This is a genomic window from Halomonas sp. THAF12 (genome assembly GCF_009363675.1).
Lineage (GTDB): Bacteria > Pseudomonadota > Gammaproteobacteria > Pseudomonadales > Halomonadaceae > Halomonas > Halomonas smyrnensis.
This window is the reverse complement of sequence record NZ_CP045399.1, coordinates 1,224,374-1,244,896: the sequence shown is the minus strand read 5'-3', so window position 1 is coordinate 1,244,896 and position 20,523 is coordinate 1,224,374. Positions and strand designations below refer to the sequence as shown.

Sequence of the window (20,523 nt, the reverse complement as noted above, 5' to 3'; positions counted from 1 at the left end):
CGGTCAGTACAGGGCGTCGGGGGGCGGCTCGAGGCTCGACTGGAAGCTCTCGACGGCGCTCTCGGCCTCCTCGATCGCATCGAAGCGGGCGATATGGAACAGCGCCTCGCCCTCGTTGGCCAACGGCAGGCGGCTCATGCCGATCACGATGCCGTCGGCCACGGCCCGCACCTCGCCCTCGGCGTTGCCGAAGGGATCGGCCACCCGCCCCAGCAGCTCCCCCGCCGCCACCCGGGCACCGAGGCGCACCTGCGGTCGCAGGATGCCGTCGATCGGCGCCCGCGCCCAGCTCGAGCCACCCGCCACCTCGGCGGCGGGCGGCGGACGGCGGCGCTTCTCTCCCCCGAGCATGCCGAGCCGGCGCATCACCCGCAGCACGCCGCGCACGCCCGGCGTGATCGCCCACTCGTCGAAGCGCAGCGCCTCGCCGGCCTCGTAGGTCAGCACCGGAATGTCGCGGCTCTCGGCGTAGTGGCGCAGGCTGCCGTCGCGCAGCTCGGCGTTGAGGATCACCGGCGCACCGAAGGCGTCGGCCATGCGTTCGGTCTCGCTGCCGGGCGTCAGCCGGGCGCGAATCTGCGGCAGGTTGGTGCGATGCAGGGCACCGGTATGCAGATCGATGATATGGGTGGCCTGGTCGACGATCTGCTCGCGGAACAGCGCCGCGATCCGGCTGCCCAGCGACCCCGACTCGCTGCCCGGGAAGCAGCGGTTGAGGTCGCGACGGTCGGGCAGGTAGCGGCTGTGCTGGACGAAGCCGAAGACGTTGACGATCGGCACGCCGATCAGGGTCCCGCGCAGCCCCTTCAGCTGCCGCGAGCGCAGCAGCCGGCGCACGATCTCCACGCCGTTGATCTCGTCGCCGTGAATGCCGCCGCAGACCAGCATCACCGGCCCCGGCTGGCGGCCGTGGACCACCTCCACCGGAATGTACAAGGGCGCATGGGTATAGAGCCGGGCCGCCGGCACGTCGATCTGCTGGCGCGTGCCCGGCGCCACCCGGACGTCGGCGAGCTCGAAGGGAGCGCGAGCCATGAGGCGATCTCCTGAAATAAGCGCCGTCTCATATTCACGCATCCCGGCGGGCGCCTCAAGCGATCCCGGACCAACGTAGCATTCACCGATGAATGTAAACCGACTCCCTCATTGGGTAGAATGGCGGCCTACCCACTCGGAGTCGATCAACACCATGGCCAGACGCACCAAGGCCGAAGCCGAAGCCACCCGCGTGGCCCTGCTCGATGCCGCCGAGGAAGTGTTCTTCGAGAAAGGGGTGGCGCGCACCTCGCTGGAGCAGATCGCCCGCCACGCCGGCATGACCCGCGGCGCCGTCTACTGGCACTTCCGCAACAAGGCCGACCTGTTCCATGCCATGCTCGACCGGGTGCGCATGCCGTTCGAGGAGCTGGTGGCGGAGAGCGAGGCCGATGTCGCCCAGCCGCTGGAAGCCATTCGCCTGGGCTATCAGCAGGGCGTTCGGCGACTGGAACAACCGCGGCACCGCCGGGTTCACGCCATCCTGCTGCACCGCTGCGAGTTCTTCAGCGATATCGACCCCCAGGCCATGCAGGCCGAGATGGCCAGCGAATGCCTGGGCGCCCTGCTCGGCTATTTCCGCTCCGCCCGGGAGCTCGGCCAGCTGCGTGACGACATCAGCCCCGAACTCGCCACCCGCCTGCTGCAGGCCACCCTGAGCGGGCTCTACCACGACTGGCTGCGCGACACCGAAGCCTTCTCGCTGTTCGAGCGCAGCACCGAGCTGGTCGACACCCAGCTGGCCCTGATCAGCCAGCCGGCCGACGCCTCACGCTGAAGGATGCGAGCCGTTGTGGCCGCTCCCGCCGTGCATCGGCCCCTCGTGACGCTCCAGCAGATGCAGCCGCACCAGCCGCGTCCGCGCATCCAGGTAGTGCTCCTCCCGCACTGAACGATAGGCCTCCTGCCCCGCCAGGTACTTGACCAGCACGCGCACCTCGCCGACCCGCGGCCGGTTGTCGGCCTTGCCCCGCAGACGCACCTCACGGGCGGGATCGTCGTCCATCACCGCGGTGCCCCCCTCGCCGTCGACCGAGGTGACGCGGACCCGCTCGCCCAGCAGGCAGCGCTTCGACAGCGCCGGATGACGATGCAGGCGGCGATGCAGCCGACGACACAGCGCCGCGGCCAACGGCGAGGCCAGCGCGAACGCCGCCCAGATCACCGCCAGGCCGAGCGGCACGCGGAAGAAGCCCAGCGGCAGCGGCCCCAGTAGCGCCAGTTCGGCGGCCAGCGCCAGCGCCGCGGCCAGCACGATCAGCGCGCTGAGCGCCATCGAGGCCGGCACGCCGGCGAAGCCCAGCGACACCAGGGCGCTGGCCAGGGTGTCGTTGCGCAGGCTGTCGTGCTCGAACAGCTCCACCGGCGCCAGGCGGATCAGCACCAGCAGCCAGTAGACGACCGTCAGCGCCAGCAGCGCCGTGAAGAAGATGAGCGGAAAGCTCAAGGCAAGCGAGACGATGGCATCCATGGCGGCTCCTCCATCCGGCCGATTAGCCGGCAAAGCGATCTGATGCCTTCAGCGTAGCGCCCCCTCGTGGGGCACAGTGCACCACTTTGGTCGCAGATCGACGTTTCCCTGACCCAACGCAAACGGGCACCGCCTCCCGAAGGAGACGGTGCCCGTGTCGGGGCGAGACGCAACCGTTAGCGGGTCGCGCCCTGCTCCTGCGCCGAATGCTCGGCGCGCTCGCCGCCCGTCTTGCGCCTCAGCCAGTCGGTGACGCCGGCGATCATGGCGTAGAAGGTCGGCACGAACAGGCTGCCGAGGATCGCCACCGAGGCCATGCCCATCGCCACCGTGGTACCGATGTGCTGGCTGCTGGTGTCACTCGCCCCGGTCGCCATGGCCAGCGGCAGGGTGCCGAAGATGAACGCCAGCGAGGTCATCACGATCGGCCGGAAACGCAGCTCCGCGGCGGTGATGGCCGCCTCGCGAAGGGTCTTGCCCATCTCGCGGCGCTGCAGCTCGGCGAACTCGACGATCAGGATGGCGTTCTTGGCCGCCAGGCCGACCACCACCAGCATGCCGATCTGCACGTAGACGCTGGTATCCAGCGAGCGCAGCGCGATGCCGCCGATGCCCCCCAGGAAGGCGAAGGGCGTGGCCGTGAGTACCGCCAGCGGCAGCGACCAGCTCTCGTACTGGGCGGCGAGGATCAAGAACACCATCAGCAGGCCGAAGACGATGGCCAGGGTCGCCGCGCTGCCCGCCTCGCTCTCCTGATAGGCGGTGCCGGTCCAGCCCATGCCCCAGCCGTCGCCGAGCTCCTCGTCGACGATCTGCTCCATGGCATCGATCGCCTGGCCGGAGCTGTAGCCCGGCGCGGGACCGCCCTGGAACTGGGCCCCGGGATAGACGCCGAAGCGTGTCACCACCGCCGGCGCCACCTGGCGCTCCAGGGTCACGAACTCGGACAGCGGGATCCGCTCGCCGTCGCCGCCGCGCACGAAGATGTTGTTGATGTCGTCCGGCGTGTCGCGATACTCGTCCTCGTTCTGCAGGTAGACCTGGAAGTTGCGGCCCTTGTAGCTGAAGTAGTTGACGAAACCGTTGCCGAAGGTATTGCCCAGGGTCGAGTTCAGCGCCTCCAGCGACACGCCGTAGCTCAGCGCCTTCTGCTGATCGATCTCGGCGCTGAAGGACGGCACATTGACGTTGAAGGTGGTGAACACCCGGTTCAGCACGGGGTTCTGGCCGGCCGCCTGCATGACCTTGAGCGAGGCCTGGTAGAGCTCCTCGGGCGTCGCGCCGTCATAGGACTGCAGGTAGCCGGTGAAGCCGCCGGTGGTCGACAGGCCGATGATCGGCGGCATGTTGAAGGCCATCGCCGAGCCGCCCGGCGTCTTCGCACCGAGCCCCATGATCTGGCCGATCAGGTCGGTGGCCGTGATGTCACGCTCTTCCCAGGGCTCCATGGTGACGAAGATCACCCCGCGGGCGGTGTTCACCGAGCTGGTCAGCATGTCGTAGCCCGCCACCGAGGTGGCGTACTTCACGCCCGGAATCTCCTGGATGGACGCGCTGAGCTCGCTCATGTAGGTCCGGGTCCGCTCCAGCGAGGCCGAGTCCGGCAGCTGCACGGAGGTGATCACGATGCCCTGATCGGTCTCGGGGACCAGCGTCGATGGCGTGCTCTGATAGAGCCACCAGGAACCGGCACCCACCAGGGCGGTCAGCAGCAGCGCCAGTCCCCAGAACCGCACCAGCTTCTTCACCACCCACATGTAGACGGCGGTGGTGCCGGCGAAGAAGCGGTCGAACAGGCGCAGCGGCGTGCGCACCGCGCGGCGGAAGGCCGTTTCCCTGGTGTGCAGGTCGTGCTTGATGAAGATCGCCGACAGCGCCGGGGTGAAGGTCAGCGCCATCAGCGCCGAGAAGGCGACCGAGACGGCCACGGTCAGCGCGAACTGCTGGTAGATCTGGCCGCTGAAGCCGCCCAGGAAGGCCACCGGCACGAACACCGCCGCCATGATCAGCGAGGTGGCGATGACCGGGCCACCGACCTCACGCATGGCCTGGACGGTGGCCTGCAGGACGGTGGTGTCCTCGTCCTCGCCGAGCACCCGCTCGACGTTCTCCACCACCAGGATGGCGTCGTCGACCACGATGCCGATGGAGAGCACCAGGGCGAACAGCGTCAGCAGGTTGATGGAGAAGCCGAAGACGTAGAAGCCGGCGAAGGTCGCCAGCACCGAGACCGGCACCACCGACATGGCGATCACCGTGAAGCGCCAGTTCTGCAGGAAGATGAACAGGATCACGCCGACGATCAGGAACGCCTCGATGAAGGTGTGAAACACGGTCTCCACCGAGGCGTCGATGAACAGCGTCGTGTCGTAGGGCGTGGCGTACTCGAGCCCCGGCGGGAAGCGGCCGGACAGCTCTTCCATCTTCGCCTTGACCGCATTGGCCGTCTCCAGGGCATTGGCCCCGGGCTGCTGGGTGATCATGATCGGCGCCATGGTGCCGCCGTTGAGCTGCGCATCGACGCCGTAGGACGAGGCCCCCAGCTCGATGCGGGCCACGTCGTCCAGCCGCAGGGCCGAACCGTCGGGATTGGTGCGCAGGAAGATGTCGCGGAAGTCGTCGACGCTGCTCAGGCGGCCGCCGGCGGTGATGGTGTAGGTGAAGGCCCGCGCCTCGTCCTGGGGGGTCGACGCCAGGCTACCGGCCGACACCTCGGTGTTCTGGGCGCGGATCGCGCTGGCCACCTCGGACGGGGTCAGGTCGTACTGCGCCAGCTTGTCGGGATTCATCCAGACCCGCATGGCAAAGTCGCCGCCCCCCAGCACCTCGGCACCGCCGACGCCGGGCACCTGGCGCAGCTCGTCGAGGATGTTGAGGGAGGCGTAGTTCTGCATGTAGATCTTGCCGTAGTCGTCCTCCGGGGAGAGCAACGACACCACCATCAGGATCGAGCTGGACTCCAGCTCCACCGTCACGCCCTGTTCCTGCACCGCCTCGGGCAGCTGCGAGAGCGCGCCCTGCACCCGGTTGTTGACGTTGATGGTGTTGATGTCGCCATCGGAGCCGATGTCGAACGACACGCTCAGGCTCATCGTGCCGTTGTCGGCACTGGTCGAGGTCATGTACAGCATGTCCTCGACGCCATTGATGGCCTCCGCCAGGGGCGCGGCCACGGTCTGGGCCACGGTCTCGGCGTCGGCGCCCGGGAAGGTGGCGTTGACCGAGACCGTGGGCGGCACCACGCTGGGGTACTGCTCGATCGGCAGCACCCGCATGCTCATCAGGCCGACCACCGTGAGGATGATCGCCAACACCGACGCGAAGATCGGTCGCTTGATGAAGAAGTTGGAGAAATTCATTCCGCCGCGTCCTCTTCGGCCGGCGAGGCGCGTTCGGCGGCGGGCGCGCTATCGCTGCCCTGTGCCGAGCCCTGCCCCTGGCCGGATGGCTGGCCCTGGGTCTGCCCGGTGGCCTTTGCGATCAGCGCTTGGGCATCGCCGTCGAACGGCTGCGGTGCGATCGGCGTGCCGGGCTCGACGCCGGCCGGATCGCCGACCATCACCCGATCGCCCGGCTCCACGCCGCCTTTCAGGATCTGCCAGGGGCCGGCCAGCTCGCCGAGCTCCACGGTGCGGGCACGCGCCACGTCGTCCTCGTCGAGCACGAACACCTGGGGCCCCATCAGGCCCTGGCCCACCGCGATTTCCGGCACCGCCAGCACCTCGAAGCGCTTCAGGCCCGCCAGGCGAACGCGCACGAACTGCCCCGGCAGCACCTTGCCTTCGGGATTGTCGAAGGAGGCCTTGGCCTGCACGGTGCTGGTCTGCTCGTCGACCCGCGAGCCGAGGAATTCCAGGTGCCCTTCGAGGGTGTCGTTGGCGCCCGGCAGCGTCAGGCGGGCCGCGATCTGGCCGGGCGCTTGGTCGCCGAGCTGGCGACGCAGCGTGAAGGCGTCCTGCTGGGGCAGCTGGAAGCGCACCTCGAGCGGGTCCACCGGCGTGATGGTGGCAAGCTCGGTACCGGAGCTGACCAGGTTGCCCACGTTGACCTCGCTGAGGCTGATCGCGCCGCCGACCGGGGCCGTGACGTCGGCGTAGTCCAGATCGATGCGCGCGCTGGCCAGCGCGGCCTCGGCCTGGGCCACGCTGGCACGCGCGACGTTGAGGTCGGCCTGGGCCTGGTCGGCCTGCTGGCGGCTCACGGAGTTCTGGTTGAGCAGCCGCTGATAGCGGCTGGCATCGCGCTGCGCGCGGGCCTCTTCCGCCTGGGCGCTGGCCAGGTCGGCCTCGCGCTGGGACACCGTGGCCTGATAGACGTCCGGTTCGATGGCGAAGAGGCTGTCGCCCTTCTCCACGATGTCGCCGGGCTCGAAGAGACGCTCCTCGAGCACGCCGGTGACACGGGCCACCAGCGTCACCTCGGTATCGCTGCGCAGCTGGGCCGGATAGGACTTGTCCAGCGGAATGTCCTGGGGCGCCAGCGTCGTCACCGGCTTCGGCTGCGGCGGGGTCTCGCCGCCACCGGCCTGCTGCTGGGCCGCCTCGTCCTGACCGCAGGCGGACAGCAACAGCCCAGCCGCCAGTGCCAACAGCCCTGCACGACTGCGTCGAAGTGTTGTATTCATGCCTGATTCTCGTTAAGGGATCGAACGTCGAAGGGGGTTCGCACGACAGGCGTGAATATAAACATACATTCACGCCTGTACGTAAGTGAATCTCACGATTCGGGACGGGGCGGCGCGCCGATATCCATCGCCTCGTCGTAGCGACTGGCCTCGCCGGCCTCCGGCAGCGCCAGCGACACGCTCTGCTCCGTGGACAGCCAGTCGTTGAGCGCCTCGATGGCCTCGACGTTCAGGGTGCCCGACTGCTGACGCAGGCTGAGCAGGTCGATCACGTAGCTGAAGCGCGCATCGGCGTGGTCGGCGATGGCGTCGTAGAGGCTCTGCTCGGCGTCGAGCACGTCGACGATGTTGCGGGTGCCGACCTCGTAACCGGCACGCGTGGCATCCAGCGCGCTCTGATTGGAGACGATGGCCTGGGCCCGCGCCTCGACGGTGGCCACGTCGTTGGTGACCTGGGTGTACAGCGAGCGTACCTGCTGGATGGTGTCGCGACGCTGGTCCTCGAAGTCGTACTGGCTGGACTCCAGGTCGTAGGTGGACTGGCGGATGCTGGCGCTGGTCCGGCCGCCGGTGTAGATCGGCAGGCTGACCCGGGCACCGACCTGGCTCTGGGAGCTATGCCCTTCCATGTAGTCCTGGTCGGTGTCGGAGTAGTCGTAGCTGGCGAAGGCCTCGACCACCGGCAGACGCTGGGCCCGGGCGATGTCCACGGCGTCCTCGGAAACCTCGACGCCGGCCTGGCTGGCCAGCACCAGCGGGCTGTTGTCCATCGCCAGGTCGACCCAGGCGTCGCGGCCGGTGGGCTCAGGCGGGTTCACCGGCATCGCGTCCTGCAAGGCGTCGATGCTGTCGTAGCGCTGGCCGGTGAGCCGCTCCAGGGTCTCGAAGCTGACCTGCAGGTCGTTCTCGGCGGCGATGCGGTCGGCGCGGGACTGGTCGAAGCTTGCCCGGGCCTCTTCCACCTCGGTGATGGCGATCAGGCCGACGTCGAACTGCTCCTGGGCCTGCTCGAGCTGGCGACCGATGGCCCGCTCCTGGGCGCGGCGCGCCTCGAGGATGGCGTGGGCGCGCAGGATGTCGAAATAGGCCGAGGAGACGTCGATCAGCACCTGCTGCTCGGTGGCGGCCAGCTGGTAGGTCTGCTGGTCGATCAGGCTCTCGGCCTGATTGACCTCGGCGCTGTTGGCGGCATCGAACAGCGCCTGGGTCGCCTCCAGGGTCAGGCTGGCGCTGTTGTAGCTGTCATCCACGTTGCCGGTGCTGACCGACTGGGTCGAGGCAATGCTGTCGTACAGGCGGTTGTGGGCGACATCGCCCGTGGCCGAGACCTGGGGCAGCAGGTCACCGCGCTCGACGTTGCGCCCCTCCTCGACGCTGCTGCGCTGGGCGCGCGCCGAGGCCAGGCTGGCGTTGTTGTCGATGGCATCCCGGGTGATGGTCAGCAGGTCGGCGGCCTGGGCCTGACCGGCCAGGGAAGCGGCCAGCAGGCAGGGCAACAGCACACGCCGTCCCGACAACACCGGACGATACGGCTTCATCGGCAGGTTCCTTCTACATAGAGTGGCTAGGGGATATACATTCATTGTCGCATGTTTACCACGTCAATCCATCAACGTTCGTGTAATTAGCAAGGAAATTATCTTCCTGCCAGCTGCCCTCCCGGAATCGTCTATGCTGCAAAGCCACATACGCCGACCGAGCCCTCATCATGGACGATCTGACCTTCGTGCGCGTCAGGGAGCTGGACGTGGCCGTCCGCATCTGGCATCCCGATGCGCCCCGCACCCTGGTCGCCTGGCATGGCCTGGCCCGCCACGGCGGCGACTTCGCCGACTTCGCCCGGCGCCTGGGGCCGGGCTGGCGGGTCCTGGCCCCGGACACCCCGGGGCGCGGCCTGTCGAGCTGGTCGCTCTATCCCGCCCACGACTATTTGTATTCGCACTATATGACCATAGCAGTCGCGCTGCTCGATCACTTCCGCCTCGAGCGCGTGCCCTGGGTCGGCACGTCCATGGGCGGCCTGCTGGGGATGCTGCTGGCGGCCGAGACCGACACCGCCGCGCGCATCGAGCGCCTGGTGCTCAACGACGTGGGGCCGGAGCTGGACCCCGACGGCCTGGCCGCGCTGGGCACCTACTTCGGCGTGCCCCACCGCTTCAGCCGGTTCCGCGACCTGGCCGCGGAGCTGCGCCGGCACTATGAAGGTTTCGGCCCGCGCAGCGACGACGCCTGGCGTCGCCTGGCCCTGGACAGCGCCCGCCGATTGCCGGACGGCGGCTGGACCTACCACTACGATCCACGCATCGGCGAGCAATTCATCCACGACACGCCGCGCGACACCTGGGCCGACTGGCGCGCGATCCGCTGCCCGCTGATGGTGGTGCGCGGCGCCGCCTCGCCGCTGCTCAAAGCCGAGAGCGTCGAGCGCATGCGCGAGGCCCAGCCCGGGCTGATCGCCCTCGAGGCGGCCGACTGCGGCCATGCGCCGATGCTCGACCGCCCCGAGCAGGCGGGGCCGGTCGCCGACTTCCTGACCCGGGACTTCCCCGCCGTCGGGCAGCGCTCGCCCTGGTGGCGACGCGCCCTGGCCCGGCTGCGACAGTGCTGAGAGCGACCGGGCTGAGAGCAACCAGACGCGGCGTGGAAACGCCTCATCCGCCCCGCTCGACCCGCGTCAGCGCCCGCGCCACGGCGTCGCGATAGGCGCCGCCGAACAGCAGCAGGTGATTGAGTAGCGGATAGAGCTGGAACAGCGCCTCGCGACGCGGCCAGTCCGCCGGCGCCGCGCCGTTCCAGTAGGCCTCGAAGAAGGCCTCCGACGGGGCGCCGAACAGCGTCAGCATGGCCAGGTCGACCTCCGGGTAGTGACGATAGACCGCCGGATCGATCAGCGCCGGCCCGCGGGTGGTGTACAGCACGTTGCCCGACCACAGGTCGCCGTGCACCCGCCGCCCCGGGGCGTCCGGCAGCCAGCCCTCGAGCCCCTGGGCCACCGCCTCAAGCCGCTCTCGAAGACGCGCGTCCAGGAGCCCCCGGTCATGGCAGGCCCGTGCCAGCGGCAGCAGCCGGCGCTCGCGCTGGAAGGCGCGGCCGTCGTCGAGCGGGGCATTGGGCTGGGGCGTGGCGCCGCAGGCGTTGTCCCGCGCCCAGCCGTGGGAGGCCTCGCCCGACGCCGGCGCTCCATGCAGCTCGCGAAGCCCCTCGCCCAGGGCGCGCTCGCCGGCGGCCGTGCGCCGGGCCGGCGTCAGCGCCTCCATCACCAGCCAGCCATCGCCCTCGCCCCAGACCTCGGGCACCGCGAGTCGTGTCGTGGCCGCCTTCAGGGCACGCAGCCCCTCGGCCTCGCCGGCCAGCCGCTCGGGGTCGTCGCGCTTGAGCACCACCTCGCCGCGGTCGGTCGCCAGCCGGTAGACGGCGGCGATGTCACCGCCGGAGAGCGGCTCGAGCGAGCCGCGGGGCCCCAGGTCGAGGCGATCCAGCAGCGCCATCAGGGCATCATCGAACATCCGTTTCCCTCCGTGCATCGTGGTTCCGACGAGGCTCGCCCCGCACGCGCTCGCTGTCAAAGCGCCCTGCCCTGCCGATCACGGCACGGCGCGGGCAGCAAAAAAAGCCGCCCGGGGGAGGGGCGGCAAACAGGAGATTGCATGAGGCAATCGCGGGAGGACTATCGGCGTCATTCGGGCATGAGCACGCCGTCGATGACGTGGATCACGCCGTTGCTGGCCTCGATGTCGGGCTGAATCACGGTGGCGTCGTTCACCATCACTTGGCCGTCCATGGTGGTGATGCTGATGTCCTGCCCCTGGACGGTGGTGGCGCTATCGGCGGCCATGGCGTCTTCGGCCATGACCTTGCCCGGCACCACGTGGTAGGTCAGCACGGCGGTCAGGGTGTCGCGATTCTCCGGCTTGAGCAGGTCGTCGACCGTGCCCACCGGCAGCGCCGCGAAGGCCTCGTCGGTGGGCGCGAAGACCGTGAACGGTCCCTCGCCCTTGAGGGTCTCGACCAGATTGGCGGCCTTGACCGCGGCCACCAGGGTCTCGAACTGGCCGGCCTCGACGGCGGTGTCGACGATGTCCGCCTTCATGCCGTGATGATCGGCCTGGACGGCGCCGCTCAGGCCGAAGCCGACCAGGCCGGCGCCGATGAACTGGGGAATGCGTGATGTCATGACCTTCATGAGATGGCTCCTCCGGGGATACCGGTTGGCACTCGATGCGAGGGATGTCTGGAAGAGATTCCTTTACTCTACCTATACAAAACGTAATTCACGTACAGGAAAGTGACAAGTTTTTTCTCGCGCCTGCTGACGGCCGCACGCCGCTGTGGCACAACGAGGAAGCATCCTCGACATCGGAGACCATCATGTACAAGCTCGCCTTCTTCGTTCCCGTGGAAGACGCCGAGGCCGTCAAGGAAGCCGTGTTCGCCACCGGCGCCGGGCGCATCGGCGACTACGAGGCCTGCTGTTTCCAGACGCCGGGCACCGGCCAGTTCCGCCCGCTGGCCGGTGCCGACCCGCATATCGGCCGCGTCGGCGACCTGGAACACGTGGAGGAGCTCAAGGTGGAGCTGGTGTGCGAGGATGCGCTGATCCGCGAGGCCCTGGCCGCGCTCCGGCGTGCCCACCCCTACGAGGAGCCGGCCTACGACGCCTGGAAGCTGGCCGATCTCTAGCGGTCCGCAACGAAAACGCCACGGGCATGGCCCGTGGCGTCGTCTGGTCGGAGAACCGCGGCGGCCGGGTCGGCCTCGGTGTCAGGCGGAGCCGAAGTAGCGCTCGCGATCCTCGGGCGTGATGTCGCTGACGTGCAGCGCGAAGTCGCCGCCGCGGCGGTCGGCGAAGAAGTGATGCAGGGTGCGCTCGATGGTGGGGAAGGCCAGCTCGCCCCAGGGAATCTCGTGCTCCTCGAACAGCGCCACCTCGAGGCTCTCCGGCCCCGCGCCGAAGTCGCCGTCCAGCTCGGCGCGGAAGATCATGAACACCTGGTCGATATGCGGCAGGTTGATCAGCGTGTAGAGGCCGTGAAGCGCGACCTCGGCCATGGCCTCCTCGCGGGTCTCGCGGGCGGCCGCCTCGGGCGTGGTCTCGCCGTTCTCCATGAAGCCGGCCGGCAGCGTCCAGTAGCCCTTGCGCGGGGCGATGGCGCGGCGGCACAGCAGCACCCGCGAGCCCGACACCGGCAGGGTCCCGGCCACGATGCGCGGATTCTGGTAGTGGATGGTGCCGCAGGCGTCGCACAGGAAGCGCGGACGATCGTCGCCCTCGGGAATCGCGAAACGGACCGGCTGCCCACAGTGACTGCAAAAATTCATGGCGCTCCCTGACTGGCTGGCACCGGGAGTGCCCCGGGCTTGACGCCGCGTGCGGCGACTGGGTAAAAGAGGTGAAACTCGATGGAATCATCATGTTAGAGAAACTTCGCGAGCGCCTGCAAGCGCATGCGCCGCGCCGCGTGACGCTCGACCTGCCCCAGGCGGCGGTGCTCCTCCCCCTGGTGGCACGCCCCGAGCCGACGCTGCTGTTCACCCGCCGCGCCGCCCATCTCTCCACCCACAGCGGCCAGGTCGCCTTTCCCGGCGGCAAGCGCGAGCAAGCCGATGCCGACCTGCTGACCACCGCCCTGCGCGAGGCCGAGGAGGAGATCGCCCTGCCGCCCGGGCGGGTCGAGGTGCTCGGCCGGCTGTCGGACGTCATCTCGCTGCACGGCCTCCGCGTCACGCCGTACGTCGGCGTGATTCCCGCAGACCTGCCGCTCGTGCCCGACCCCGGCGAGCTCGATGCCATCTTCGAGGTGCCGCTGGCGGCGTTCCTCGCCGACCGGCGCACCCACACCGACGTGATCCGCGTCGACGGCCGCGACTACTACGTGCCGAGCTATCGCCACGACGACCACGTGATCTGGGGACTGTCCTCGATGATGCTGGTGGAGCTGCTGGCCGAGGGGTTCGCCATGCCGATCGATCTCTTCCAGCGCCCCGAGGGCGAGCTGCACTTTCACCCCGAACGCCGACTGACGCCATCATGACCCGACCGCATCTGCCCCCCGCCCGCCTGACCGAGCTGGTCGACGCCCTGGTCGAACAGGGCTGGTACCTGGGCGAGCACTTCCTGCCCGAGGCCCTGCACGCCCCGCTGCTCGCCGAGCTCGAGACGATGGCCTCGCGCGAGGCGCTGGACGCCGCCGGCGTCGGCCGCGGGCGCGAGCATCACCTGCGCCGCGACATCCGCGGCGACGCCATCCGCTGGCTGGACCGCGAGAGCCTGGCCCAGCGCCGCTACCTCGAGGCCATGGGCGAACTGCAAAAGGCGCTCAACCAGGCGCTGTTTCTGGGCCTGTTCGAGTACGAGGCGCACTTCGCCCAGTACCCGCCCGGCGCCTTCTACCGCCGCCATCTCGACAGCTTCCGCGGCCGCGCCAACCGGGTGATCTCCACCGTGGGTTACCTCAACCCCGACTGGCCCGCCGACGGCGACGGCGAGATGGTCATCTTCGACGAGCACGACCCCGACCGCGAGTTGACCCGGGTCCGGCCCGAGGCCGGCACCTTCGTCTGCTTCCTCTCCGACCGCGTGCCCCACGAGGTGCTGCCGACCCGCTATCCCCGCGCCAGCATCGCCGGCTGGTTCCGTCGCAACGCCTCGCTGGGCGGCCTGGTCGACCCGTCGCACTGACGGCTGACCCCATGCTCGAGGCGAGCTCAGCCGGCCTCGGCCAGGCGGCCTTCCATGCCGATCAGAGGCGGCGCGCCTCAGCCCCGGACCGTCGCCGCCGCGTCATCGCCGACGCGCAGCGTCCGGCCGATGCCGTCGAGGGGAACGGCGTTCTGACCGAAGTAGGCGCCCTTCCAGCCCGGCTGGGCATCCATCTCCACCAGCGTCTTCAGCGGCTCCCTGGGCTCCGGCGCCTCTCCGGTGCGCTGATCCTGGGTGATGATCTTGCAGCGCTTGCACGGCTTGCGCAGCCCCAGCCGGATGCCCGAGCCGAGCGCCAGCTCGTCCCAGTCGACCTCGGCGAAGGGCCCTTCCCCCTCGACCACGACGTTGGGCCGGAAGCGGCTCATCGGCACGGCGTCCAGGCCCTTCTCGGCGAGGCGCTCGTTCAACCGCTCGAGGGAGGCCCGATGGGCCACCAGCAGCGGATAGCCATCGGCAAAGGCGGTGTGGGCCGATTCGCCGCGCAGATAGTCGGCCTCGACCTCGCGACGGCGCTCCTCGGGGAAGCGCACCAGGCGCAGTCCGCCCTCTTCATCCCCCTGCCGACCGTCGCTGTGTCGGCCATCGCCCAGCACGGCGGTCAGCCACTCGGCCGCCTCGGCGCCCTCGTCCAGCGCCTCGCCGCTGTCCTTCCAGAGGCTGACCTCGAGGCGCTCGAGCCCGTGACGCGCCAGCGGCACCGCCAGGGGCGCGGCCTCGGGGTGCTCCAGCACCAGGCGGTTCGGCTCGAGGCGCACCGTCACCATGGCCATGGCCGGGCATTCGCGCTGGGTGACGAAACGGCCGCGGGCGTCCACGACCATCCAGTGGCGGTCGAAGGCCAGGCCACGCTCGGTGAGCGTGGCCTCGTCGAGGGCGATGCCGCGCAGCGACTTGACCGGATAGATGTTGAGCTGGGTGATGCGCATCCCTGCCTCCCTGGCGTTGATGGAAGCCGTCACTCTACCAAGCCCGCTCGCCCTTTTCCTCGGCCAGGGCGGCCGTCACCGCGGCCTCGGCGTGCAGCGCCGTGGTGTCGTAGAGCGGCACCGGCGTGTCGCCCTGGCCGACCAGCAGCGCGATCTCGGTGCAGCCGAGGATCACCGCCTCGGCGCCGCGGGCGTGCAGGTCCGCGATGACCTCGAGATACGCCCCCTTGGAGGCCGGCTCGATGCGGCCCTGGCACAGCTCCTCGAAGATCACCCGATGCACCCGCTCGCGCTGCTCGGCCTGCGGCACCAGCACCTCGATGCCGAAGCGCTCGCCGAGCCGGTCCCTGTAGAAGGCCTGCTCCATGGTGAAGCGCGTGCCGAGCAGCCCCACGCGACGCACCCCGTCGTCGCGCAGCCGCTCGGCGGTGGCATCGGCGATATGCAGAAGCGGTATCTCGATGGCGGCCTCGATCGCCGGCGCCACCTTGTGCATGGTGTTGGTGGCCAGCAGCAGGAAGTCGGCTCCCGCCGCCTGCACCCGTCGTGCCGCCTCGGCGAGCCGCTCGCCCGCCTCGTCCCAGCGATCCGCCTGCTGCAGCGTCTCGATCTCGGCGAAGTCGACGCTGTAGAGCGCCACCTTCGCCGAGTGGAAGCCGCCCAGCTCGCGCTTCACGCCCTCGTTGAGGGCCCGGTAATAGCTCTGGGTGGACTCCCAGCTCATGCCGCCGAGTACGCCGATGGTCTTCATGGTCGCCTCCGTGTGGAATCATCGCCCCCACAGCGATATCACGGCCACCGCCTGCGCGCCAGCGCCGACCCCGGCCCGCACTCGGGGCGGCCGGGGGGCGACGAGGATGGCGGCTTTCCGCATGGCCGTTCCCCAGAGCCAAGCCCCCCTGCCATCGCGGCACGGCCTCGCACAACCGGGACTGCGCTGGATCACGCCGCCGGCAGCCGCGCCCCCTTCATGACCGAGGGTACGATGCGAACCTCCACGCCCTTCCCCGCCGGCCGACGGGCGATTACCCTGCCATGGCACCTTCCCTCCCGCTCGCCACCTGGACACCGCCATGAGCCCGACCGATACCCTCCGCCTGATCCTGCTTTCCTCGCTGTGGGGGATGTCGTTCATCTTCATGCGGGTGGCGGTGCCCGAGTTCGGCCCGGTGCCGCTGATCCTGGTGCGCATGGGCGTGGGCGCGCTGCTGATGCTGCCGCTGCTGCTCGGCGTGCGCTACCTGCGCCTGGTGCGGGACAACGCCGGCCGGCTGATGCTGCTGGGGCTGGTCAACCACGTGCTGCCGTTCTCGCTGCTGGCGCTGGCCACCACCCGGCTGGAGGCCGGCTTCACCTCGCTGATCAACGCCACCACGCCGCTGTTCACCGCCCTGCTCGGCGCGCTGTTCTTCGCCACGCCGGTGTCGAGGCGCCAGTACCTGGGCCTGGCGCTGGCCTTCCTCGGCGTCTATGTGCTGTCCGCGGACCGGCTGGACTTCGCCCTGGGCGGCGACGGCTGGTTCATCCTCGCGGTGCTCGGCGCCACCTTCTGCTACGGCATCGCCACCAACTACTCCAAGACCTACCTGTCTCACCTGCCGGTGCGCGTGCTCGCCGCCGGCAGCTGCGCCATGTCCGGGCTGATCCTGCTGCTGCCGGGCCTGTGGCTGTGGCCCCAGGCCCCGATCAGCGGCCTGGGCTGGGCCAACGGCCTGGCGCTGGCGGCCTTCAGCACCACCCTGGCCTTCCTGCTCTACTTCGGACTGATCGCCAGCGCCGGGGCCACCGCCACCTCCACCGTGACCTTCCTGGTACCGGTCAGCGCCCTGCTGTGGGGCTACGTGCTGCTCGACGAGACGCTGAGCCTGCAGATCCTGGCCGGCATGGCCATCACCCTCGCGGGCACCGCCATTGCCACCGGCGTGCTGCGCCTCGGCCGGCCGGCGCGACTGGCCGGGCGAGGCGACCGGGGCCTGGACTGACGCCACAGACACAGGACGGCCGTGGCGTCACCGCCACGGCCGTCGATGCCGGGAGGGTGCGAGCGGCGCTCAGAAGTTCGGCTTGCGCTTCTCGACGAAGGCGCTCATGCCCTCGCGCTGCTCGTCGCCGGCGAAGCACAGCGCGAACAGGCTGGTCTCCAGCGCCAGGGCGCTGTCCAGGTCCTGGTCCAGCCCGTCGTGGACCGCCTGCTTGGCGCCGCGCACCGCCTGGGGGCCGTTGCCGCCGAGCTGCTGGGTCAGCTCGGCGGCGTAGTCCTCGAGCTCGGCCTGGGGCATCACCCGGTTGACCAGGCCGATGCGCAGGGCCTCGCCGGCGTCGATCTTGCGCCCGGTGGTGACCAGGTCCAGGGCCATGGCCGGGCCGACGCGGCGCGGCAGGCGCTGGGTGCCGCCGAAGCCCGGAATCACCCCGAGCAGCACCTCCGGCTGTCCGAACACGGCGTTGTCGCTGGCCACCGCCCAGTCACAGGCCAGCGCCAGCTCACAGCCGCCGCCCAGGCAGAAGCCGTTGACCAGCGCCACCACCGGCACCGGCAGCGCCTCGAGCCGCTTGAGGGTGGCCTGGGCCTGGCCGGCGAAGTCGCGGGCCTCGACGGCGCTCATGTCGCGCATCTCGGTGATGTCGGCGCCGGCCACGAAGGCCTTCTCGCCGGCGCCGGTGATCAGCACCGCGCGCAGGTCGCCGCGGGCCTCGAGATCGTCGAGCACCGCCGCCAGGGCGGCGAGCACCTCGCTGTTCAGCGCGTTGAGCGCCTTGGGACGGCTGACGGTCAGACGGACCACGCCGCCATCGTCCTGCACCTCGATCGCCTGCTCGCTCATGATGGCTCCTCGTCTCGTGATATCGGGAAAGACGCAACGACCTCACCCTAGCGAACGCTAGGGTGAGCGACAATCGCGGCTTTGGTCGGGGTCAGGCTGCGTCGTAGACGTGGAAGCCGCGCCCGCTCTTGCGGCCCAGATAGCCGGCATCGACCATGCGCTTGAGCAGCGGACAGGGCCGGTACTTGGGATCGCCGAAGCCCTCCTGCAGCACCTCCATGATCGCCAGGCACACGTCCAGGCCGATCAGGTCGGCCAGCGCCAGCGGCCCCATGGGATGGGCGGCGCCGAGCCGCATGGCCTGGTCCACCGCCTCCGGCGTTGCCGCGCCCTCCTGCACCAGGAAGGCCGCCTCGTTGATCATCGGCACCAGCAGGCGATTGACGGCGAAGCCCGGCGAATCCCCCACCCGCACCGCGGTCTTGCCCAGCGCCTCGGCCAGCGCCTCGACGCGGGCCACGGTGGCGTCAGCGGTCTGCTCGGCGCGGATCACCTCGACCAGCGCCAGCACCGGCACCGGGTTGAAGAAGTGCATGCCCACCACCCGCTCGGGGCGCTCGCAGACCCCGGCCAGCCGGGTCAGCGACAGCGAGGAGGTGTTGGAGGCGAGGATGATGTCGTCGCCGAGCGCGCCGAGGTCGCGGAACAGCCGCTCCTTGAGCTCGGGGTTCTCGGGCGCGGCCTCGATGATCACCTCGCAGTCGGCCAGGGTCGCAAGCTCGGTAGTGCCGTGGAGCCGCGCCAGGGCGTCGGCGCGCGCGTCCTCGCTCAGCCGCTCCTTGGCCACCAGCTTGCCGAGCCCCTTGTCGATGCCGGCCCGGGCGCGCTCGAGCGCCTCCCCGGCCACGTCGAACAGGCGGACCGTGAAACCGCCGGTCGCCAGCACCTGGGCGATGCCCTGGCCCATGGTGCCGGCGCCCACGACGCCGATCGGTGATTGACTCATCGCTGCCTCTCCTTCGCTTGGGTAGACTCGCCCGCCGATCACGCCCGGCGGGCACTCGGATCAGCATGCACCGCTGGTGTGTCGCGGTCGAGTCACGCCCGCCTGCGCTGACATCACGCTGGCCGGCTCGCCCCCTTGCCGGGCTCAGAGATGCTCGGGCTTCAGCGCCGCCAGGCCGCCCAGGCCGGCCTCGATCGCCGCCAGCCGGGCGCGGCCCTCCGGCAGCCACTGGCGCAGGCCGAACTCCGCCGCGGCGAGCTTGGTGCGATAGAAGTCGGCGTCATGCGTGCCGTCGGCCAGCGCCGCCTCGGCGCGCAGGGCCGAGCGGCCCAGCTGCCAGGCGCACAGCACGTGGCCGGCCAGGCCGAGGAAGGGCGTGGCACAGGCCTGAACGGCGTCAGCGCCGCGCTCGGGATCGGCGCCCTGGGCCAGCACCAGGCCCATGGCGGTGCGCAGGTCGGCCACGCCGCCGGCCAGGCTCTCGCCCAGCGGGCGCAGCTCGGGGCTGGCGGCGAGCGCCTCGGCGGTGGCCTCGACCTCGTCGGCCAGCCGGCTCAGCGCCGCGCCGCCGTCGCGGGCCAGCTTGCGGCCGGCCAGGTCCAGCGCCTGGATGCCGTTGGTGCCCTCGTAGATGGGCGCGATGCGCGCGTCGCGCAACAGCTGGGCGGCGCCGGTCTCCTCGATGTAGCCCATGCCGCCATGGACCTGCAGGCCCAGCGAGGCGATCTCCACCGCCTGATCGGTGGAGAACGCCTTGACCACCGGGATCAGCACCTCGACCCGCGCCTGGGCGGCCTGGCGCTCGGCCTCATCCCGGGCGTGGCGGGCCCGGTCCATCTGCGCCGCACAGGTCAGCGCCAGGGCGCGCAGCGCATCGGTGCGGGCGCGCATCGAGAGCAGCATGCGCCTGACGTCGAGATGCTCGGCGATGGCGCAGGGCGCGCCGTCGCGGCGGCCCTGCACCCGCTCCAGGGCGTAGCCGCGCGCCTGCTGGCAGGCGCGTTCGGCGACGCCGATGCCCTGGATGCCGACCTTGTGGCGGGCCTCGTTCATCATGGTGAACATGTGATTGAGCCCGCGGCCGAGCTCGCCGACCCGATAGCCGATGGCCCCCTCCTGCTCGCCGAAACTCAGCGAGCAGGTCGGCGAGCCGTGAATGCCGAGCTTGTGCTCGAGCCCGGTGCAGGTCACGTCGTTGCGCGCGCCGAGCGAGCCGTCCTCCTCCACCAGATACTTGGGCACCAGGAACAGCGAGATGCCCCGGTTGCCCTCGGGGGCGTTCGGGGTGCGCGCCAGCACCAGGTGCAGGATGTTCTCGGCGGCCTCGTGCTCGCCCCAGGTGATGTAGATCTTCTGGCCCCTGAGGCGATAACGACCGGACGCGTCGTCCGCGGGCTCGGCCAGGGTCCTCACCTGGGAGAGATCGGAGCCGGCCTGGGGCTCGGTGAGGTTCATGGTGCCGGTCCAGCGGCCTTCCACCAGCGGCGGCAGGTAGCGCGCCTGCAGCGTCTCGCTGCCATGGCGGGCCAGCGCCTCGATGGCGCCGGCGGTGAGCATGGGGCACAGCCCCAGCGCCATGTTGGCACCGTGCAGCATTTCCTGCACGGCGCTGGCCACGGTCTCCGGCAGGCCCTGGCCGCCGTGGGCGGCGGAGACGCCGATGCCGTTCCAGCCGCCCTCGGCGTAGGCCCGGTAGGCCTCGGCGAAGCCCTCGGGCAGCGTGACGGCGCCGTCCTCCCGGCGCCGGCAGCCCTGGCGGTCGCCGACGGCGTTGAGCGGCGCCCACACCTCGCCGGCCAGCCGGCCGGCCTCCTCCAGCACGGCGTCGGCCAGCTCGGGGCCGATCTCCTCGAAGCCGGGCAGGGAGAGTGAGCCGTGCTCGAGCAGTTCCTCGAGCACGAAGCGGACATCGCGAAGCGGCGGCGAATAGGGCGTCATCGGGGCACCTCGAAAACAGGACGTTCCGGCGAGCCTAGATTCACGAAGGCCGATG

Annotated in this window: 19 protein-coding genes; 6 read left to right on the top strand and 13 right to left on the bottom strand. The window is 70.1% G+C overall.

Annotated features, from left to right (window positions below):
* Positions 1 to 3: 3 nt before the first annotated feature.
* Positions 4 to 1,035 (bottom strand): succinylglutamate desuccinylase/aspartoacylase family protein, encoded by a 1,032-nt coding sequence (locus tag FIU88_RS05590; protein WP_016856051.1) that lies wholly within the window; start codon positions 1,033 to 1,035, stop codon positions 4 to 6.
* A gap of 154 nt (positions 1,036 to 1,189) precedes the next feature.
* Here FIU88_RS05590 and FIU88_RS05585 point away from each other — a divergent pair, with 154 nt between their 5' ends.
* Positions 1,190 to 1,813, top strand: coding sequence for a TetR family transcriptional regulator (locus FIU88_RS05585; protein WP_152478483.1), 624 nt, complete (start codon positions 1,190 to 1,192; stop codon positions 1,811 to 1,813).
* Here the strand turns inward: FIU88_RS05585 and FIU88_RS05580 are convergent.
* From FIU88_RS05580 to FIU88_RS05565, 4 genes are all read right to left on the bottom strand, one after another.
* Complete coding sequence (locus tag FIU88_RS05580; RefSeq protein ID WP_152478482.1) at positions 1,805 to 2,506, bottom strand: hypothetical protein; 702 nt, start codon at positions 2,504 to 2,506, stop codon at positions 1,805 to 1,807. The two genes, FIU88_RS05585 and FIU88_RS05580, sit on opposite strands and share 9 nt — an antisense overlap.
* A gap of 176 nt (positions 2,507 to 2,682) precedes the next feature.
* Positions 2,683 to 5,865 (bottom strand): efflux RND transporter permease subunit, encoded by a 3,183-nt coding sequence (locus FIU88_RS05575; protein WP_152478481.1) that lies wholly within the window; start codon positions 5,863 to 5,865, stop codon positions 2,683 to 2,685.
* Entirely contained in the window at positions 5,862 to 7,130 is a 1,269-nt protein-coding gene (locus FIU88_RS05570; RefSeq protein ID WP_172977663.1) for an efflux RND transporter periplasmic adaptor subunit, read from the bottom strand. The genes FIU88_RS05575 and FIU88_RS05570 overlap by 4 nt, the downstream gene beginning before the upstream one ends.
* A gap of 92 nt (positions 7,131 to 7,222) precedes the next feature.
* Positions 7,223 to 8,668 (bottom strand): TolC family outer membrane protein, encoded by a 1,446-nt coding sequence (locus FIU88_RS05565; protein WP_016856056.1) that lies wholly within the window; start codon positions 8,666 to 8,668, stop codon positions 7,223 to 7,225.
* 170 nt (positions 8,669 to 8,838) lie between these two features.
* On the opposite strand from FIU88_RS05565, the gene FIU88_RS05560 reads away from it, so the two are divergent.
* On the top strand, positions 8,839 to 9,738 hold the full coding sequence (locus tag FIU88_RS05560; RefSeq protein WP_152478480.1) for an alpha/beta fold hydrolase: 900 nt from the start codon (positions 8,839 to 8,841) through the stop codon (positions 9,736 to 9,738).
* Between the two features lie 43 nt (positions 9,739 to 9,781).
* On the opposite strand, the gene FIU88_RS05555 is transcribed toward FIU88_RS05560, so the two are convergent.
* Positions 9,782 to 10,636, bottom strand: coding sequence for a fructosamine kinase family protein (locus tag FIU88_RS05555; protein WP_152478479.1), 855 nt, complete (start codon positions 10,634 to 10,636; stop codon positions 9,782 to 9,784).
* Between the two features lie 170 nt (positions 10,637 to 10,806).
* On the bottom strand, positions 10,807 to 11,313 hold the full coding sequence (locus tag FIU88_RS05550; RefSeq protein WP_152478478.1) for a fasciclin domain-containing protein: 507 nt from the start codon (positions 11,311 to 11,313) through the stop codon (positions 10,807 to 10,809).
* Between the two features lie 185 nt (positions 11,314 to 11,498).
* On the opposite strand from FIU88_RS05550, the gene FIU88_RS05545 reads away from it, so the two are divergent.
* A complete protein-coding gene (locus FIU88_RS05545) occupies positions 11,499 to 11,810 on the top strand; it encodes an NIF3 1 (RefSeq protein ID WP_016856060.1) in 312 nt (103 codons plus the stop codon).
* Between the two features lie 81 nt (positions 11,811 to 11,891).
* On the opposite strand, the gene FIU88_RS05540 is transcribed toward FIU88_RS05545, so the two are convergent.
* The gene (locus tag FIU88_RS05540; protein WP_016856061.1) at positions 11,892 to 12,449 is read right to left on the bottom strand and encodes an NUDIX hydrolase; all 558 of its coding nucleotides are present in this window, start codon (positions 12,447 to 12,449) and stop codon (positions 11,892 to 11,894) included.
* A gap of 92 nt (positions 12,450 to 12,541) precedes the next feature.
* On the opposite strand from FIU88_RS05540, the gene FIU88_RS05535 reads away from it, so the two are divergent.
* On the top strand, positions 12,542 to 13,162 hold the full coding sequence (locus FIU88_RS05535; protein WP_172977662.1) for a CoA pyrophosphatase: 621 nt from the start codon (positions 12,542 to 12,544) through the stop codon (positions 13,160 to 13,162).
* Complete coding sequence (locus FIU88_RS05530) at positions 13,159 to 13,809, top strand: 2OG-Fe(II) oxygenase (RefSeq protein WP_152478476.1); 651 nt, start codon at positions 13,159 to 13,161, stop codon at positions 13,807 to 13,809. Before FIU88_RS05535 ends, FIU88_RS05530 begins: the two co-directional genes overlap by 4 nt.
* A gap of 77 nt (positions 13,810 to 13,886) precedes the next feature.
* Here FIU88_RS05530 and FIU88_RS05525 read toward each other — a convergent pair whose 3' ends face one another.
* Positions 13,887 to 14,759 carry an MOSC domain-containing protein gene (locus FIU88_RS05525; protein ID WP_152478475.1) on the bottom strand — a complete coding sequence of 291 codons (873 nt, stop codon included), beginning with the start codon at positions 14,757 to 14,759 and terminating at the stop codon, positions 13,887 to 13,889.
* A gap of 34 nt (positions 14,760 to 14,793) precedes the next feature.
* Positions 14,794 to 15,510 (bottom strand): aspartate/glutamate racemase family protein, encoded by a 717-nt coding sequence (locus tag FIU88_RS05520; protein ID WP_152478474.1) that lies wholly within the window; start codon positions 15,508 to 15,510, stop codon positions 14,794 to 14,796.
* Positions 15,511 to 15,832: 322 nt separating this feature from the next.
* Between FIU88_RS05520 and FIU88_RS05515 the strand changes: the two genes are divergently transcribed.
* Positions 15,833 to 16,741, top strand: a complete 909-nt coding sequence (locus FIU88_RS05515) for a DMT family transporter (RefSeq protein WP_152478473.1) — start codon at positions 15,833 to 15,835, stop codon at positions 16,739 to 16,741.
* A gap of 69 nt (positions 16,742 to 16,810) precedes the next feature.
* Here the strand turns inward: FIU88_RS05515 and FIU88_RS05510 are convergent, their stop codons facing one another.
* From FIU88_RS05510 to FIU88_RS05500, 3 genes are all read right to left on the bottom strand, one after another.
* A complete protein-coding gene (locus FIU88_RS05510; RefSeq protein WP_152478472.1) occupies positions 16,811 to 17,584 on the bottom strand; it encodes an enoyl-CoA hydratase-related protein in 774 nt (257 codons plus the stop codon).
* A 91-nt stretch (positions 17,585 to 17,675) separates the two neighbouring features.
* Positions 17,676 to 18,530, bottom strand: a complete 855-nt coding sequence (locus tag FIU88_RS05505; RefSeq protein WP_152478471.1) for a 3-hydroxyacyl-CoA dehydrogenase NAD-binding domain-containing protein — start codon at positions 18,528 to 18,530, stop codon at positions 17,676 to 17,678.
* Between the two features lie 144 nt (positions 18,531 to 18,674).
* Positions 18,675 to 20,468 carry an acyl-CoA dehydrogenase gene (locus tag FIU88_RS05500; protein WP_152478470.1) on the bottom strand — a complete coding sequence of 598 codons (1,794 nt, stop codon included), beginning with the start codon at positions 20,466 to 20,468 and terminating at the stop codon, positions 18,675 to 18,677.
* Positions 20,469 to 20,523 lie beyond the last annotated feature (55 nt).

Bases quoted from the DNA above. Each gene is read 5' to 3' on its own strand.
- FIU88_RS05590 (WP_016856051.1), bottom strand. From the start codon at position 1,035: ATGGCTCGCGCTCCCTTCGAGCTCGCCGACGTCCGGGTGGCGCCGGGC.
- FIU88_RS05585 (WP_152478483.1), top strand. From the start codon at position 1,190: ATGGCCAGACGCACCAAGGCCGAAGCCGAAGCCACCCGCGTGGCCCTG.
- FIU88_RS05580 (WP_152478482.1), bottom strand. From the start codon at position 2,506: ATGGATGCCATCGTCTCGCTTGCCTTGAGCTTTCCGCTCATCTTCTTC.
- FIU88_RS05575 (WP_152478481.1), bottom strand. From the start codon at position 5,865: ATGAATTTCTCCAACTTCTTCATCAAGCGACCGATCTTCGCGTCGGTG.
- FIU88_RS05570 (WP_172977663.1), bottom strand. From the start codon at position 7,130: ATGAATACAACACTTCGACGCAGTCGTGCAGGGCTGTTGGCACTGGCG.
- FIU88_RS05565 (WP_016856056.1), bottom strand. From the start codon at position 8,668: ATGAAGCCGTATCGTCCGGTGTTGTCGGGACGGCGTGTGCTGTTGCCC.
- FIU88_RS05560 (WP_152478480.1), top strand. From the start codon at position 8,839: ATGGACGATCTGACCTTCGTGCGCGTCAGGGAGCTGGACGTGGCCGTC.
- FIU88_RS05555 (WP_152478479.1), bottom strand. From the start codon at position 10,636: ATGTTCGATGATGCCCTGATGGCGCTGCTGGATCGCCTCGACCTGGGG.
- FIU88_RS05550 (WP_152478478.1), bottom strand. From the start codon at position 11,313: ATGAAGGTCATGACATCACGCATTCCCCAGTTCATCGGCGCCGGCCTG.
- FIU88_RS05545 (WP_016856060.1), top strand. From the start codon at position 11,499: ATGTACAAGCTCGCCTTCTTCGTTCCCGTGGAAGACGCCGAGGCCGTC.
- FIU88_RS05540 (WP_016856061.1), bottom strand. From the start codon at position 12,449: ATGAATTTTTGCAGTCACTGTGGGCAGCCGGTCCGTTTCGCGATTCCC.
- FIU88_RS05535 (WP_172977662.1), top strand. From the start codon at position 12,542: ATGTTAGAGAAACTTCGCGAGCGCCTGCAAGCGCATGCGCCGCGCCGC.
- FIU88_RS05530 (WP_152478476.1), top strand. From the start codon at position 13,159: ATGACCCGACCGCATCTGCCCCCCGCCCGCCTGACCGAGCTGGTCGAC.
- FIU88_RS05525 (WP_152478475.1), bottom strand. From the start codon at position 14,759: ATGCGCATCACCCAGCTCAACATCTATCCGGTCAAGTCGCTGCGCGGC.
- FIU88_RS05520 (WP_152478474.1), bottom strand. From the start codon at position 15,510: ATGAAGACCATCGGCGTACTCGGCGGCATGAGCTGGGAGTCCACCCAG.
- FIU88_RS05515 (WP_152478473.1), top strand. From the start codon at position 15,833: ATGAGCCCGACCGATACCCTCCGCCTGATCCTGCTTTCCTCGCTGTGG.
- FIU88_RS05510 (WP_152478472.1), bottom strand. From the start codon at position 17,584: ATGAGCGAGCAGGCGATCGAGGTGCAGGACGATGGCGGCGTGGTCCGT.
- FIU88_RS05505 (WP_152478471.1), bottom strand. From the start codon at position 18,530: ATGAGTCAATCACCGATCGGCGTCGTGGGCGCCGGCACCATGGGCCAG.
- FIU88_RS05500 (WP_152478470.1), bottom strand. From the start codon at position 20,468: ATGACGCCCTATTCGCCGCCGCTTCGCGATGTCCGCTTCGTGCTCGAG.